Source organism: Oscillatoria nigro-viridis PCC 7112 (genome assembly GCF_000317475.1).
Lineage (GTDB): Bacteria > Cyanobacteriota > Cyanobacteriia > Cyanobacteriales > Microcoleaceae > Microcoleus > Microcoleus nigroviridis.
Genome location: NC_019729.1, coordinates 214,244 through 230,098, shown reverse-complemented (window position 1 = coordinate 230,098; position 15,855 = coordinate 214,244). Strand labels below are relative to the sequence as shown.

The window sequence follows — 15,855 nt, the reverse complement described above, 5'->3', positions numbered from 1 at the left end:
AACAGCTTATAAAATCACGAGGTATACGATGACAGAACCAACATGGGACCCAAATATTCCCGACCAAGAAGTGCGGATGCGAAACAACCCTGGCAAACGGGGTGTCACTACTGGAAAAACCAGTGAATCCGCAGGCAGATTGTTAGTTTTAGTTAATTTTGGTCCTAACGAAAATACTTACAAACTCTATGACCAATTAGAACTCTGCGGACAGCCAGAAAGTATCAGAGATTTAATGGAAACAGGACGATTCGGAACTCCTGATGATTTGCGTCGCATTCTGACCTTTCAAAAAATCAAGGGAGAACTCACTAATGTTTTATACAGTATGGAGTCGAGTAATACCGACTTCTATGCTTATCAATTCAAACCTGTTTTAAAATTACTTGACTCACCCGTTGGGCGTTTATTAATTGCAGATGAAGTTGGATTAGGTAAAACAATAGAATCTATGTATATCTGGAAAGAATTACAGGCGCGAGAGGAAGCACGTCGTCTTTTAATTGTTTGCCCTGCCATGTTGCGAGACAAGTGGGTAAGCGACATTGAAAAGCGTTTCAATATGGATGCAGATGTGGTTGATGCTAAGAAGTTGCTAGAAACAACCCAGTCATTCCTACAGAGAGGAAATCCCCACTCATTTATCTATGTAAGTAGCCTAGAAGGGTTACGGGTAAAAAACTGGGGTGAAGATGCCAAAGGCACGCGAGTAGAACTAGCACGGCTACTAGAATCACATCCAGCTAATGAGGAATTTAGCCTATTTGACTTAGTGATTATTGATGAAGCTCATTATCTTCGTAACCCAGGAACAGCTAATCACAAACTTGGGCAATTGTTGAGAGAGGCATCTGGACACTTAATTTTACTCACAGCTACACCCATTCAAATCCGCAGCACCAACCTTTACCAATTACTTAAACTCATTAGTCCTGAAGATTTTTTTGATTCAGCAACTTTTGAAAAAATGCTAGAGGCAAATAAACCTGTAGTTGATGCACTGCGGCTAATTTGGCGAACTTCTCCTGACCTTGAGGGTACACGCCAAGCAGTTGATGAAGCCCTAAAATCTGATTACTTCAGTAAAAGTTCAAGACTTAAACAGTTACGCACTGAATTAGATGCTGAGACTATCACCCCTGAAAAGCAAGTGAGATTAGGGGAAGTCTTAGAAAATTCTTCACTCTTTGGTCAGTTTATGACTAGGAGCCGCAAGCGAGAAGTGATGGAAAACAGAGTTCAACGGAAAGCTCAAACCTTAAGTGTGAAGTTTACCCCACAAGAAAAGCAGGTTTATGATTATATAACGCATAAAATTCGCCTCCAAGCTAGGGGACAAAAAGGGGTTTCAGTATTTAGACTAATTGCGCGTCAGCGACAAATGTCAAGCAGTATGGTAGCGGCACTGTCAGCATGGAACAATAAGGGAGTTCTGGATAATTTTTTAGTTACTGATGATGATGATGAAGAATTGCTATACGAAATTTTTGGAGATGAGTTAGAAGAGAACGACTTAAATCTGGACCGAATTTTTAATTATTCCCATCCAAAATCTAAGAATATAGACTGTCCATTTCCCGAAGGGAAAGCAGAATTTGAGCAGTTTATCGAAGACTTAAAAAAAACTGATACCAAGTATCAAGAATTAATCAAGTTTTTCAGGAATGAAATTAGCGCTAACAATGAGGAAAAGTTTGTTCTATTTGCCTTCTTTCGCGATACTCTAACATATCTGCAAAAGCGTCTTGAAGATGATGGAATTAATACCTGTCTGATTATGGGGGGGATAAAACGGGAAGAAAAGCAGGAAGTTTTAGAGAATTTTAAAAATAACAATACTCGCTCTGTATTGCTATCATCCGAGGTGGGGAGTGAAGGGATTGATTTGCAGTTTTGCCGATTTATCATTAATTATGATTTACCTTGGAACCCAATGCGAGTTGAACAACGAATAGGGAGATTGGATCGCCTTGGTCAAAAATCAGCGACTATTTGCATCGTTAATTTTAGCTTCAAAGATACAATTGAAGAGTACATTCTCGAAAAACTTTACGAACGGATTAAAATTTTTGAGGAAAGTATTGGAGACTTAGAAGATATCCTGGGGGAACGCACAGAACAGTTAATTATTGACCTCTTGAGTTCCGATCTCAGCGAGAAGGAGCTAGAAAAAAGAGCCGACGATAACATTCGGGCGATCGCTAGAGAAATAAATGAGCAGAGAAACCTAGAGAATGAAGCGATGAATCTAGTGGCTTTCTCTGATTATATTCTCAGTATGATTAATCAAGGTCGTGACCAAAGAAGATGGCTACATCCAGATGATATTAAAGCTTTTGTCAATGATTTTTTTAGGTTGCAATATCCGGGAACAGTAATTTCTCCTAATCCGAAGCAAGAGGGTTTGTTTGACATCAAGCTATCTGATGAAGCTAAACCTGACTTGAAACTGTTTTGCAATCAGCGCCGTGTTGAGAAAGGGACTCGTTTGCACAGTCAAACTGTTGCTTGTTTCTTCGATCCAAAGATTCCTGGTACTATGGGTAAGCCACATCATGAACTGCTCGCTCCCAGCCATCCTTTAATCCAGTGGATTCGGCATAAGTATGAGCCTGAATCACAAAATGAGGAAGGAGCGCAAACATTTCAACTTGTCTCTGCTTCCCGATTGAAAAGTCAAGATGTAGATGTAGGCTCAGGAGTGTATGTCTATCTTATTCATCTTTGGAAGTTGAAAGGATTACGGACAGAAACTCGTCTTGCTTACCAAGTAATGCGGTTATCAGATGGCTTGATTTTACCGGAAAATCAACCAGAAAGCTTGGTAAATAAGGCTGCATTTACTGGAGAAGAAAAACCTAATGCAATCAATCTAGTTGATGTCGATCGAGTCTTGAGTGCTTATGAAAAATGTGAGGAACATTTGCAAATAGCCTTTACCGAGAATGAAGTTGCTTTTGAAGCTGAAAATCAAGACAAATGTGATGTGCAAGAAGGTAGTGCTAAAGCTTATGCTAAACGCAAGTGGCAAGAATATGAACAACGAATTGAAAACTTGAATAGTCAAGGTAAAACAGGTTTGATTCCTGCAATAGCAGGGTTGGTCGGAAAAAATACTCAACAATTGAATCTGACGCTGAAAAGAATCGAACAGAAACGTAAGATTACAACTTCTAATCCAGCATTATGTGCAGGCTTAATTTTTGTGGAGGAATAAATTAATGGCTATCAACTTAAACTTGGGAATTGACTTCGGTACAAAATTTACAAAAGTTTGTGTACGGGATGCCGATCGGGAACGCTCTTGGGTAATCACCTTTACTAATGGTAGCCCTAACCTAGATGAAGCCCTACTTCCCACTAAGATCGGTATATGTAGCAACGGATCGTTATTAGCAGGTTTAACTGAGTCTGAATGGAAAACACAACCACAGACTCATATAGATGTCGATTTTATAAAGATGCGGTTAGCTAATATTGACCTTGCCCAAGAAGGAGAGGGATATTCATTTGATTCTCTACCAAATTTTCATAACAGTGATTTGAATACACCTGAAAATCTTGAAAATATCTCTGCTTATTATCTAAGCCGTGTTATTTTAAAGGCTATGACTTGGGTTATAAGAAATAATGCTGATTTAGTCAAGGGTCAAAAGATTAGCTGGAGTATCAATATCGGCGTTCCTGTTAAATACTTTGACTCTAATGCTATTAACAGGTTCCGCCAAGTTTTATCCTGGGCTTGCTTACTTAGTGAATCTCACCCTGAATCCTTGACATTTAATCAACTGAACGATTATGCAACCCTGCTCAAGAATGATGCTTCTAATATTCCTTGCTTTGCTAGGGCAGAAATAGCGGCTGCTGTTTATTCTTATACTATTTCACGGCAAGCAGAACCAGGGATATACATTTTATTTGACGTTGGTAGTGGCACAATTGAGGGTGCATCTTTCCGGTTTTTCCGTGAAAATAAGATGCCAAAAATTGAATTTTATACGGGAGAAGTAGAACCAATAGGTATGAATGCTTTAGCTAAACAAGTAAATATGAGAGTTGCTGACATCCCTGAATTTAACCTTGAGAAACAACTGGTTGATAATAGTTATTTGATCTTGCAAAACATTGAGAGTTTATCCAAACAAGTTGGACTGCAATCACCGAATGAGCCTTATCATGTAGCTAACAGTGTTGATGTTGGATTCAATGGAAAAGTAACAACTGAATCCATTGAAAGAGCTTTGAGAAATCAGCCTTCAATTGAAAAGCAAATGATACTTAACTTGATTTTACTAGGACAAAGACGAATCCACAGGCAAGTAGCTGAAGTAGTAGTAACTTGCAAGGAAAAAAACCCAGAGTATTTTAAGTCTTCATCTAGTTTAAGAGTTTTTTTGGGCGGTGGTGGCGGAATATCTGAATTTTATCGACACACTATTGAGTCTACACACACTGCTTTCGATCATAAGTACGCAGGCATACCTGTCTATGATTTAAGGGATGTTCCATTTCCGGGTCAAGGTGGGACTGAAGCAGACAAATTTGACATGAGTGGTATTGAACACAGTCACTTCCATCGCTTTTCCATAGCCTATGGCTTGTCAATTCCAGATTACGAAGCATCTGAAGTTACAGGCTTTCCGAGGCAATTTCCAATTGTACCTCCGCCACCACATCAACCAATTACTCCTGAAAGTGGTAGGTATCCAGACGATCATTCATCTATGTAACTAAAAAGAGCGATCGCCCTTACATCCCAAATTGTCAAAAAGCGCGATCGCGCCTCTTCCCCTGTACTTGCAAAAAAATTACATCCAAGATAAACTAGGAAATAGAAACTAAGCAACCTCTGATGCTGAAAGCAAAAATATAATGAAAACTAAAAGCTTCACAGTCATCATTTACAAAGAAGAAGATATGTACATTGCCGAATGTCCAGAAGTCGGCACAATTGACCAAGGCGAAACCATAGAACAAGCGCTCGCTAATCTCAAAGAAGCTACAAGGCTCTATCTCGAAGAGTGTCCTTTACCCGACGAAATCACTCCCAGGTTTGTAACTAGCATAGAGGTTAGCTATGCCTAGGTTGCCCAGAATATCAAGCCTAGAAGTAATTCGCGTACTAGAGCGTTTAGACTTTTATCAAGCCAGACAAACGGGTAGCCACGTTGTCCTTAAAAAGCCTCTTCCAGACGGAGAAATTGTTTGCGTTGTGCCACTCCACCGCGAGTTAAAAATTGGTACTCTCAGCGGTGTTCTAAAGCAAGCAAAGGTCACACCTGATGAGTTTATAGCTAATTTATAAGTGAGAATAACCGGGTTTCCCAGTAGATGAGTTTTTGTAGCTTGTAGGGGTCGATCGCGATCGTAATGAAATAGCGATCGCCCTTAAATCCCAACTTGTCCCAAAGGGCGTGAAGCGCAGCTATCCCGTAGGGAATCGCCCGTTTTGTCTGGGGAACGCGCCTACTGATATAGATTGTGGTTCGGATCTAACCAGACAATATAAAACAGATCCTCAATAAAAAAACCATGCACTCGACCGTGTTCGTTAGTTGAAAGAGAAAACTGATAAGGAATTGTTACCAATTCTTTTTCATTCGGGATGCCAAACCCATTAGGTTCTGTGGTTTCTCGCCACTTAATCGGATGACAGCGAAGAGATTGACTGCGATTCATCTTGATCTCTTGTGCTGTTAATGTCGATAAATCGCGCAATCTTTCCAGAAAAGCAGTAAAATAATTCGGATCGCGATCGCGAATTGAAAATTTTTCATTCTGGGTTTGCAGGTACTTGAACGAAAATCCCAGACTTTCCGGCGGTTTTGGTTGAGAAGGGACAATTTTAGACAGAGGTTTCTTCTTTGACACGGGCAGAATAATATTTTTTCATCGATTCTTGAGAAATAATCGCATGACAAGATTCGTCTCTGGGTATATCCCCTCTCGCTTCTAGCCAAGGCATTTCACTGCAAATCATTCGTTCCAAAGTTTCATCATCATACTCAAAATATGCCTCACCAACTTCTTCGATAAATTGCCCAATTTTTTGGGAAAGTTTCGGTTGTTCGATTTTCTCTGTAATTGGTTCCCAACTAAATTGGCATTGATACTTTTCTAATAAATCAGGAATAACTGGCCCGTGAATCCAGGCTTGAAAATCTGCATCAAATAGTGGCGTGCCGTAAACTCCTAAATACCAAGCTTGAGCGTAATACAAGAGTTTTTGTAGCTTGTAGACGTTGATTGCTACATTATTTTGCGAAGCTAACCAAATGAAAGCATTTGCAATATCTCGATCGCTGATTTTTTCAGAATTAGTTGGAACCGCAACAACTTTCAGTTGACCTTCGCCTATCTGTTCCAATAGTTCACAAACTGACAAGTTAAATTCTCCGGCTATTTGCTCAACTCTTTGCCATACCGGAGAACTTACAGTTATTTGATATTCAGGAGAACTTACAGTTATTTGATATTCATTTGTTATTGAATTAGCTTGATTCATGGCAGTCCTTAAAGCTGACTTAAATAATTGTAGCAAACAGTGCGGAATAATGACGTAAAGGCGATCGCCCTTACATCCCAAATTGTCAAAAAGCGCGTAGGCGTAACCAGCCGCAGGCAATGGGCGCACAATCGCTATGTCTGTAACAAATCCCCACCAGTCAACAGTTGATACTACTAAACATCGCTCTAAAAAATACTTGACAGTGAAAATCTGGCTGTGTATTATAGAAGTAGTGCAAACAATTAAAAACATGAGACTAAAAAGTTGGGAGTCTCCTCGCAGCGAGGGTAGAAACTCCAAAGGTAAAGGCGGCTCAGCCAGGGCTCGGCAACTCAAAAAGCAACAGCAAACTCTCCGAAAACAGTTAAAAGCTCAACACGATCGACAAAACGATCGACAAAACCACCAACAAAACCATCAAGGGAAGGAAACCAATAATTCCTTCCCTTTTTTTGTATCTTTCCGCTGCTCAATCCCGCTGAATGTTCGGACAAATCGTGCGAGTAATGCTCGCCTGCGAGGGTTGCTCTTGCCAGCAGTTGAGAATGCCTTGCAACTCCCCCTTCAAAGTTTCTAAGGCTGCAATTTGCACAGAAATTTCCTCTACCTTAGCCGTTAGATGCTGCTTCGCTTCAGAGCAAGGCAAATCTCCCCGATCGCGAACTTGTAAAATATCCTTAATCTCATGAAGGCTCAAACCCAAAGCCTGAGAACGTTTAATAAACGCCAACCTGTTGAATACCGTTTCCCCAAACAAGCGATAACCAGCGGGCGAACGCTTTACCGCAGGAGACAGCAAGCCCATCTCCTCGTAGTAGCGAACAGTTTTCACCGACAAACCGCTACAGGCAGCTACAGAGCCAATTTTGTACAGTTTCTCGGCAACAGAAATATTCATAAACTCAGCATCCAATTGGATCGAAAGAGTTTCTTGCCCTCTCTTGTAGTGCCTCAGATCCCCAGGGAGTCGATCGGCACATCGCCCAGTCACCATTGCCCGGTAATCTCAATAAGGAGGATTTTTTTTAGACACGTTAAGCACGGGTAACTGAGGTCTAGAAGACTGAGGAGGAAGATAGTATTCGGGAGCAGGTGCGGTTTGTTCGGCTCCAGAGCGGTAAAATTGCCACCAGCGGAGAGCCATCGCCACCCCAGCGGTGCCAAGCCCAAAAGCCAATAAAGAGCCACTGGCACCGATGCTGCCGATGGCTGCATCGACAACGCCCACTGTCACAACAAAGCTGGTAATTGGCTCTCTACGGTAAGCTGACCTCAAAAGTCGCGTCCACGAAGCATTCATTTGGTTTTACTCTGTTCTATATTTAATTTACAAGCTCTAAAACTTAGAGTTGGCGGAACGATCGGGATTTCTAGCTTAAAGACTAGCTTCACCTAAATTAATCTTCTCGCCTGTGGGGAATTGTACGGGAGCGAGGCAAAATTGCCAAGCTTGTCAAATCAAAATTCCACCCCATATATACCTCCAAAAGCCAGCTATTGCATTCGGGAACAGAACTCTCTAGGCAGAAAAGTCGCTGGGCTTGTTTGTAATTAATATTTTAATCAATTCCCGAATTTGTCGCGGTCAGCAGAAGTGACACCCGCTGCCGTTCGAGTCAAGACCAAGTGTAAGGCTGACCGCGCCATTGCTAAAATTAGTTGAGACCTAACCAGGACAGCAAGCCCTGGCCTGTGACATACTCGATAATTAAAGTTAGAGAAAAACCGATCATCGCGGCTCGACCGTTAAGGCGTTCCGCGTAGCTGTTGAAGCCAAACTTTGGCTGTTCCAGTTTGGGAGTGACGGTGGGTTGTAGTTGTGTCATTGCTTTGGGTACCTGGCGATCGACGCTATTCAAATGTGAAATCCAATGTTAGTTACAAATCTTAAACATTGCTACTTCTATTATAAAGAGGGTTAACCGCCGTCAACCGTCCCCGAAGAGAAAAAACTGCTGCCAACTAATGCCAATTAATTATACCCGCTCAAAATATGACTAATCAGTTAGATAACGATAAGCTTCCTGTTGCCGTACAGCGAGTTGCCTTTGCCCTTCGTACAACAGGCTGGGTTTGCTTCTGGGTACAGTTAGTGCTAGCGGTGGTAGCGGGGATCATTTTGCTCTTTGCCATCCCCTTCGCCATCCCCAGCGCTACCACCGCTGCGGGTTCAAACAGTGCCGGTACAGGCGGGGGGGTATTTTTTGCCATTTGCGGGCTGGCCGTACTCGCTTACAGCGTATATCGCTCTTTCCGCTTCACTCGCTTGTCGAGACAACTGCGATCGCCCGCTAACGCAGTCCGCCCCAAAAAAGCAGATACCATCAAAGAGGTGCGGCTGTCACTGATGAGCAACTTGTCAGGAATGCTGCTGACGCTGATCGGCGCAGAAGCCATCAGCGGCACGCTTTTAGCCAAATCTCTAGCTCAGCCGCAAGCCTTGTTCGGTGCCGCAGTTGATTTGGGGCGATTTATTCAGCCGCTAGATATATTTGTGGTACTCGCCAATACTCACGCCACTGTTGCCCATTTTGTCGGGATTTTCGGCGCTCTTTGGTTGCTCGATCGCATCCACAAGCAATAGAAAATTGGTAAGTGGGAATTGCGCCTCTCCCACTCTCCCACTCTCCCAATCTCCCACTCTCCCACTCTCCCACTCTCCCACTCTCGCCCAACCGACATCCGGAATCACTGCCAACCTGTCGAAGAACGTACTCAGATACCTTCTACCAAGACAACATGAATATCATGGCACTGAAACCCGAGGCTTATTTTGGGGTGACAGATCACCCAACTATTGAAATTTCTCAAGAAAGTTTTCGTTCAGTCCTGGGTCAAATAGAAGCTGAACTCCTCTGTAGCGACACCTACAGCCACGCTCTAGCTAGCCTGCAAACAATGTTGGGCGAAGCAGCCTCCGCTGCCGAAATTTTAATTAGAGCAGTTAGCAGAGAAGCCGTCAAGCTCGCATTTGACCGATTTCCCAAACAAAACAAAATTGAACCGCAAGTAGCCGAACAGAGTTTTGCTGCTGTAAGTCCCGCCATTGAGACGGTGACAGAAATTCAAGAATTGGAGCCACCAGTAGCTGTTCCTGTCTTCTATTGGCGCAGCGCTAGTGTGGAAGCGCCGCCCCAAACCGAGTCCGACACAGAAAATTCCGATCGAGACCCTAACACTTCTGAAGACAGCAAACAAGCGCCCCAAGACGAAATAAAAGTCGAGTCGGCTGCACCTGCAACTGTCACCGTCCCCGGAAAATCCTTCCTAGGGTTCGGTTTTCCCAAGAAGCCGAAAAAACTCACCAAGGAAGAAGCAGCAGCAATAGCTGTTCAAGAGCGAGAAGAGTGCCTGCAGGAGTTGGGTAGAGAATTGCGTAAGGGACGGCAAATTCGCTCCCTATCCCTGCAGCAACTCCACAGTCAAACTCTCGTGCCGCTGCACCACATCGAATCGATCGAAAATGGGGAAATCGAGAAACTGCCGCAAGATATTTACGTGAGAGGTTTTATCCGCAGACTGGGCGACGCCTTGGGACTTGACGGTAGCGCTATGGCGAATGCTTTGCCCAAACCCGATCCGAGTCCAATTCCCAGTATGTATGTGTCTGTTTCCGATTCCGACTCAGGCGAAGGCTTTCAAATGCGTCCGGTGCATTTGTACATTGGCTACACCGCTTTGATGGCCGGGGCTGTAGGGGGTTTGGGTTGGCTGTCGCAGCAACCCGTGGTGCCAGGAGCACAGGCAGTACCTCCAACGCAGGTGACACCGCCAGCCTCAGTTGCACCGGCTCAGAAGACCCCAGAAAAAGCACCTCAACCGGGCTTGAAGAAGTCTCAGAGTCACGGGGGATTGATTATGGGGGCTGACATGGCGCCGCCGGAGGTGATTTTTGGTTAGTGTGTGTCGGGCGAGCGCTCGTCCGACCACTCTCTTGGTGCAGGTGAATTCGGAAACCCGGTTTCCGAATTCACCTCCATAGGGATACTTGCTTGAAGAAATGAATCCTGGAGAGCAATTACGGTTGAGATTTTAGTTCAATCCCCTACCTTCATCCATCTGTAGAGTCAATTCTAAAATCTAAAATCTAAAATCTAAAATCTAAAATCTAAAATCTAAAATCGCCCGCCCGTGTACCCAAAGTGATTTTTCAACTGCATCAGGAAACCCGATATGTGCGATAAACTATCTATTTGACCACTCCTAAAAGAGGTTTCCGATAAGATGAGTTCCCCAGCCACCGCTGCTTTCTCCGATCTCGATCCGCTATCGACTCACTCGCCAACAGTCACGAGTTTGGCGGCACCAGACAGTGCTTTGGTAACGGCGGCTCAACTGCCACAAGCATCTTGGACTATAGAAGATAGTGAGAAACTCTACCGAATTCAAGGTTGGGGCGAACCGTATTTTTCGATCAATGCAGCCGGTCACGTTACAGTATCTCCCAAGGGCGATCGCGGCGGTTCTCTCGACTTGTGCGAACTGGTAGAATCCCTGAAACAGCGAAATTTGGCTTTGCCACTGTTGATTCGATTTTCTGATATTTTGGAAGACCGGATCGAGCGCTTAAATTCTTGTTTTGCCAGAGCGATCGCTCGGTACAATTACAAAAATGTCTATCGCGGTGTGTTTCCAGTTAAATGCAACCAGCACCGACAATTAATTCAAGATTTGGTGCGTTTTGGTGAACCGCATCACTTCGGACTGGAAGCCGGATCGAAACCGGAATTAATGATAGCTTTGGCGACCTTAAAAACCCCAGGCGCTTTGTTAATTTGTAATGGTTACAAAGACCGCGAATACATCGAAACTGCTATTTTGGCGCAGCGGCTAGGGCAAACTTCCGTAATTGTGCTGGAGCAAATAGAGGAAGTAGAACTCGCAATCGCCGCGAGCAAAGCATTAGGAATTAAACCGATTTTGGGAGTGCGAGCAAAACTCACTACCAAAGGGGTTGGCCGCTGGGGAGGTTCCACGGGCGATCGGGCAAAATTTGGCTTGACAATTCCTGAAATTATCCGTGCAGTCGGCGAACTAGAAAAAGCTGGAATGCTAGATTGTTTGCAGTTACTGCACTTCCACATCGGCTCTCAAATTTGCTCAATTAGTGTCATCAAAGACGCCATTCGAGAAGCCAGCCACATTTATGTAGAATTAGCTAAATTGGGAGCTAATATGAACTACTTGGACGTAGGCGGCGGACTCGGCGTTGACTACGACGGGTCTAAAACAAACTTCCACGCTTCCAAAAACTACAATATGCAAAACTACGCTAACGATGTAGTAGCGGGAGTGAAAGATGCCTGCGACGAGCGCAAAATCCCGGTTCCAATTATCATTAGCGAAAGCGGGCGGGCGATCGCTTCTCACCAATCAGTGTTAGTTTTTGACGTACTCGGTACTAGCGATGTCCCCAGAGAAGTACCAGAACCAGTAGATGAAAACGCGCACCAAATTCCGCGCAATCTCTACGAAATTTACCAATCTATCAGTCCCGAAAATTACCAGGAAGTTTATCACGATGCTATCCAATTCAAGGAAGAAGCAGTCAGTTTATTTAACTTAGGCTATTTGGGAATTGCGGAACGGGCGAAAACCGAACAGTTGTACTGGGCTTGCTGCGATAAAATACAGGCGATCGCGCGGCAAAAAGAATATGTATCGGACGATTTGGAAGACTTAGAAAAGGTGATGGCTTCCATTTATTACATCAACTTATCTGTTTTCCAGTCAGTACCGGACAGTTGGGCAATTAACCAATTGTTCCCAATTATGCCAATTAACCGACTCGACGAAGAACCAACTCAACGCGGTATTTTAGCCGATATTACCTGCGACAGCGACGGCAAAATCGACCAATTCATCGATTTGCGAGATGTGAAGTCGGTTTTGGAACTGCATACTCTCAAACCTGGAGAACCTTACTATTTGGCGCTATTTTTGGGAGGTGCTTATCAAGAAATTATGGGCAACCTTCACAACTTATTCGGCGATGCAAATGCAGTTCACATTCAGCTAACACCTTCTGGCTATCATATCGAACACGTTGTGAAAGGAGACACTATGAAAGAAGTCCTCAGCTACGTCCAGTACGATTCAGAAAATTTGGTTGAAAGCATCCGCCGCCAGACAGAAGCAGCTTTGCAGCAAAATAAAATTACTCTTTCCGAGGCCCAACTTTTGCTGCAAAATTACGAGCGGAGTCTCAGCCAATATACTTATCTTCAGTAGTGAAATGTAGGGTGCAACCTAAGCACATTACCAGAATTGAAAGCTGAGATCGTAAATGTAAAAGTAGGGTGCGCCTAGCGCACCTTACCTTGAGCAATTACCAATTACCAATTACCAATTATTCAGGACGGAGAATTTCTGCGATCGCCCGCCGCTCTTCTCCGTGTTGAGTCGGTAAAACTTGGCGAGCGTCAGTAATCAGCCAATCGAGAGCCGCCGCTTGCAAATCGATCGCAGCGCCGGTTTTATCAACGCAGTAGCGCCCGAACACCAGTTTGTCAACCAACCGCACCTCCGGCCCCAAACGGGAATACTCAAAAATCACGCTGTTTTCCACATTGGCGCCACTGCAAAGCCAACAATTTGGGCCGATCATTGTCGGGCCGATAATTTTTGCTCCATCCTCAATGATCGTCATCCCGCCAATGTAAACAGGCCCAGTAATATCAACCTTATCCCAGTTGACAGCTACATTCAAACCAGCGTAAATGCCGGGGCGTACTTCAATTCCCGGAATCGAAACATTTTTAACTTGTCCCAGCAGCACGCTCTGAATAGCCCGCCAATAGTCAGGAACTTTGCCGATATCCACCCACTCAAAGTCCATGGTAATCCCGTAAAAAGGCGCGCCTTCTGCTACTAGGTGGGGGAATAACTGCGAACCGATATCGTATTCCTGACCCGAAGGGATGTATTTGAATATTTCCGGTTCAAAAATATAAATACCAGTGTTAATGTCGGTACTCAGAGCTTCTTCTACAGAAGGTTTTTCTTGGAAAGCTTTAACTTTGCCAGACTCGTCTGTTACCACCACTCCGTAACTGGGAACCTCCTCGCGGGGAACCGATTTCATAACAATAGTAGCGATCGCCCCTTTTTCCCGGTGCCACTTCACGGCAGCAGTCAAGTCCAAGTCAATCAAAGCGTCGCCGCACAGCACCACAAAAGTATCGTCAAAAAACGGCGAGAAGTCCTGAATTCGTTTCATGCCACCAGCCGAACCGAGAGCCTCTCCAATCATTTCTCCCTCCTCAATTCGCCCTTCAAAAGAATAGGCAATTTGTACCCCAAACTTTTGACCGTCGCGGAAGTAGTTTTCAATCACGTCTGCCAGGTGGGAAACATTGACCATAATTTGGTCAAATCCGTGCTGGCGGAGCAATTCAACCAAAAACTCCATCACAGGCTTTTGCAGGATGGGAATCATCGGTTTGGGTATTGTCTGAGTAATAGGACGGACGCGAGTGCCTTTACCGGCCGCCAGAATCATCGCTTTCATTCTTAACTTCCTCAACCCTCTGTTAACTGATATCAACTGAACAATTAGATGCTAGCGGTTGCGATCGTCGAATCGATCGAGCACAGCAAAATCCTGACCTGTTTATAGGCGGCATCGTACCAGGCTATAAATCATTTATTCCGAATTTACCTGGATTTAAGAAACCAGGTATCGGGAACCAGCAATAATTTCACACTCCCGCTCTCCGCATTCGGGACTCAGCAACAGAATGCCAGATAGCGAGATTCTGCCTAGAATCTTAACCGACGCAGTAGCATAGTTATTAGTTTCCCCCGAGAACCTAATACCCTGCGAGCTCAAAGCGCGCGGATTTTGAGGTCTTGGTAAAACTCCTCTTGAAGCAACTCTACTTTAGACTGAGCCGATAGCAGCAACAACGCCCAAAAAATACCCACGCGGTCATGATTTGGCAAGTGAACTTCCCCAGTCGATAGCGGGAGTTCCGGGTTGACAGGAGAGTGCAAATCGTTATGATGCCAGAGCTCTAGCAATTTGTCCAAGTCGAGCCAACCCTCGTCAATTTCCGGGCCGCGCTGAGCCAGAAACCGTTCGAGTTCGCTAGCAGTTTCTACGAGATTTTCTTGGTGAGCTAGCTCAAAGATAGCCTGGGCAGCTTGCGATCGCATTTTTGAGGTAGGGCGGCGCCGGGGAGTAACAGTCTGCTGCTCCATAGCTGCTTTCATTAGCTGCAACTGCTCAATCAGTTCTGGGAGAGTCACCGGGCGTTTTTGCGGTAGTTGAGCTACACCGCGACGGCGCAATTGCCGCTCTAAATGCTGCGGCAAGTGTCGCCCGCCTGAGTGCTCTGCGTCTTCTACTGCCGGCTCGTCGGCAGAGTCGGGATTCGCGGGGGGTTCTGAGAGGACGATACTTTCTGCTTTGAGCAACACCAGCATTGAAGCGTACAAAAACGCTTGGCCGGAGTGGGACAAATCGGAGAAATCCTTACTTTGATCGGCATCGCAGGCGTTCGTAAGCTTGCTCAGACATCGATCGAACACTTCAATTACCTTAACGTCCCAAGGATCGATTTCTCCCCGTTCGGCTAGGTCAATTAAAATTGCGATCCCCTCTGAAATCGTTTCTAAGCCATCTTGGTCTCGGGAAACGGCCATTCGATTTTAAATTTTAGATTTTAGATTTTAGATTTTAGATTTTGCCTCTGAGAAAACCAGAGAGCATATCAAGTTAATTGGCGATCGTTTCAGCAGTTGTGCCCTCAATGGCAGCTATTTCTAAACTTATCGGTTCTGCACTTTCTAACAAAGGTTGTTTGGCTTCTACTTCGGCTTTATAGCGTTCAAGATTTTGTTCTAATTCCTGAATCCGCTGCTCTTTTTCGCGAACTTGGCGCATCTCTTGGCGCAACGCGAGGGTTCGCTGCATTCTCGACCACAGACTGAACAGCCACGCTAGTGTTGCCCCTAATCCAGTCGCTACAATTAGTTCTACGCACAGCGGAGCTTTAACTTGGACGCCTTCGATAACTTGAATCGCGACTGGCTGTGTATTTTCGATGCTGAATAATACTAGAGCCAAGCAAATCAGAAAGATGAAGAAGAAATTTAGCGATCGCATTTTCTCTGTTCCTAATTCTCAATTCAGATTAAGCAAATTCTTGCCCCTTTGTCAACTGTTTTTTGGCAGATACTGCCAGTTTTTTTGATAAGGAATGAGAATTAAATAACTTCCACTCTTGAAAGTGGGATGGGCGTCCCGCCCGTCCTTTTTGGACGGGCGGGACGCCCATCCCACAATAATAATTAAAATTGTAAGTTATTTAATTCGCGATCCTAAGATCAAATCGGGTCAATTA

General features: G+C 44.5%; 15 protein-coding genes. 7 read left to right on the top strand and 8 right to left on the bottom strand.

Annotation, left to right across the window (positions count from 1 at the left end; all coding sequences use genetic code 11):
• The first annotated feature begins 28 nt into the window (after positions 1-28).
• The 4 genes from OSC7112_RS01030 to OSC7112_RS01015 all read left to right on the top strand — a co-directional run bounded on the left by OSC7112_RS01030 (position 29) and on the right by OSC7112_RS01015 (position 5,305).
• The gene (locus OSC7112_RS01030; RefSeq protein WP_015174176.1) at positions 29-3,217 is read left to right on the top strand and encodes an SNF2-related protein; all 3,189 of its coding nucleotides are present in this window, start codon (positions 29-31) and stop codon (positions 3,215-3,217) included.
• A 4-nt stretch (positions 3,218-3,221) separates the two neighbouring features.
• Positions 3,222-4,730 (top strand): acetate and sugar kinases/Hsc70/actin family protein, encoded by a 1,509-nt coding sequence (locus tag OSC7112_RS01025; protein ID WP_015174175.1) that lies wholly within the window; start codon positions 3,222-3,224, stop codon positions 4,728-4,730.
• Between the two features lie 142 nt (positions 4,731-4,872).
• Positions 4,873-5,085 (top strand): type II toxin-antitoxin system HicB family antitoxin, encoded by a 213-nt coding sequence (locus OSC7112_RS01020; RefSeq protein ID WP_015174174.1) that lies wholly within the window; start codon positions 4,873-4,875, stop codon positions 5,083-5,085.
• Entirely contained in the window at positions 5,078-5,305 is a 228-nt protein-coding gene (locus tag OSC7112_RS01015) for a type II toxin-antitoxin system HicA family toxin (protein WP_015174173.1), read from the top strand. The genes OSC7112_RS01020 and OSC7112_RS01015 overlap by 8 nt, the downstream gene beginning before the upstream one ends.
• Positions 5,306-5,466: 161 nt before the next feature.
• Here the strand turns inward: OSC7112_RS01015 and OSC7112_RS01010 are convergent, their stop codons facing one another.
• The 5 genes from OSC7112_RS01010 to OSC7112_RS39215 form a co-directional block, all read right to left on the bottom strand.
• Positions 5,467-5,871, bottom strand: a complete 405-nt coding sequence (locus OSC7112_RS01010) for a hypothetical protein (protein WP_015174172.1) — start codon at positions 5,869-5,871, stop codon at positions 5,467-5,469.
• On the bottom strand, positions 5,846-6,634 hold the full coding sequence (locus OSC7112_RS01005) for a Panacea domain-containing protein (RefSeq protein WP_223300731.1): 789 nt from the start codon (positions 6,632-6,634) through the stop codon (positions 5,846-5,848). The genes OSC7112_RS01010 and OSC7112_RS01005 overlap by 26 nt, the downstream gene beginning before the upstream one ends.
• A gap of 343 nt (positions 6,635-6,977) precedes the next feature.
• On the bottom strand, positions 6,978-7,406 hold the full coding sequence (locus OSC7112_RS00995; RefSeq protein WP_041622844.1) for a heavy metal-responsive transcriptional regulator: 429 nt from the start codon (positions 7,404-7,406) through the stop codon (positions 6,978-6,980).
• Positions 7,407-7,514: 108 nt separating this feature from the next.
• Positions 7,515-7,808 (bottom strand): hypothetical protein, encoded by a 294-nt coding sequence (locus tag OSC7112_RS00990; protein ID WP_015174169.1) that lies wholly within the window; start codon positions 7,806-7,808, stop codon positions 7,515-7,517.
• Positions 7,809-8,163: 355 nt separating this feature from the next.
• On the bottom strand, positions 8,164-8,334 hold the full coding sequence (locus OSC7112_RS39215) for a CAB/ELIP/HLIP family chlorophyll-binding protein (protein ID WP_172186391.1): 171 nt from the start codon (positions 8,332-8,334) through the stop codon (positions 8,164-8,166).
• Between the two features lie 167 nt (positions 8,335-8,501).
• Here OSC7112_RS39215 and OSC7112_RS00980 point away from each other — a divergent pair, with 167 nt between their 5' ends.
• The 3 genes from OSC7112_RS00980 to speA all read left to right on the top strand — a co-directional run bounded on the left by OSC7112_RS00980 (position 8,502) and on the right by speA (position 12,739).
• A complete protein-coding gene (locus OSC7112_RS00980) occupies positions 8,502-9,092 on the top strand; it encodes a DUF3611 family protein (RefSeq protein WP_015174167.1) in 591 nt (196 codons plus the stop codon).
• A 164-nt stretch (positions 9,093-9,256) separates the two neighbouring features.
• A complete protein-coding gene (locus OSC7112_RS00975) occupies positions 9,257-10,408 on the top strand; it encodes a helix-turn-helix domain-containing protein (RefSeq protein WP_041622306.1) in 1,152 nt (383 codons plus the stop codon).
• A 324-nt stretch (positions 10,409-10,732) separates the two neighbouring features.
• A complete protein-coding gene (gene speA, locus OSC7112_RS00970; protein ID WP_015174165.1) occupies positions 10,733-12,739 on the top strand; it encodes a biosynthetic arginine decarboxylase in 2,007 nt (668 codons plus the stop codon).
• 118 nt (positions 12,740-12,857) lie between these two features.
• Here the strand turns inward: speA and OSC7112_RS00965 are convergent, their stop codons facing one another.
• The 3 genes from OSC7112_RS00965 to OSC7112_RS00955 form a co-directional block, all read right to left on the bottom strand.
• Positions 12,858-14,018: a nucleotidyltransferase family protein gene (locus tag OSC7112_RS00965; protein WP_015174164.1), complete on the bottom strand. Its 1,161-nt coding sequence runs from the start codon at positions 14,016-14,018 to the stop codon at positions 12,858-12,860.
• Between the two features lie 317 nt (positions 14,019-14,335).
• Positions 14,336-15,154: a segregation/condensation protein A gene (locus tag OSC7112_RS00960; RefSeq protein WP_015174163.1), complete on the bottom strand. Its 819-nt coding sequence runs from the start codon at positions 15,152-15,154 to the stop codon at positions 14,336-14,338.
• Positions 15,155-15,227: 73 nt separating this feature from the next.
• Positions 15,228-15,617, bottom strand: a complete 390-nt coding sequence (locus OSC7112_RS00955) for a LapA family protein (RefSeq protein WP_015174162.1) — start codon at positions 15,615-15,617, stop codon at positions 15,228-15,230.
• Positions 15,618-15,855: the final 238 nt, after the last annotated feature.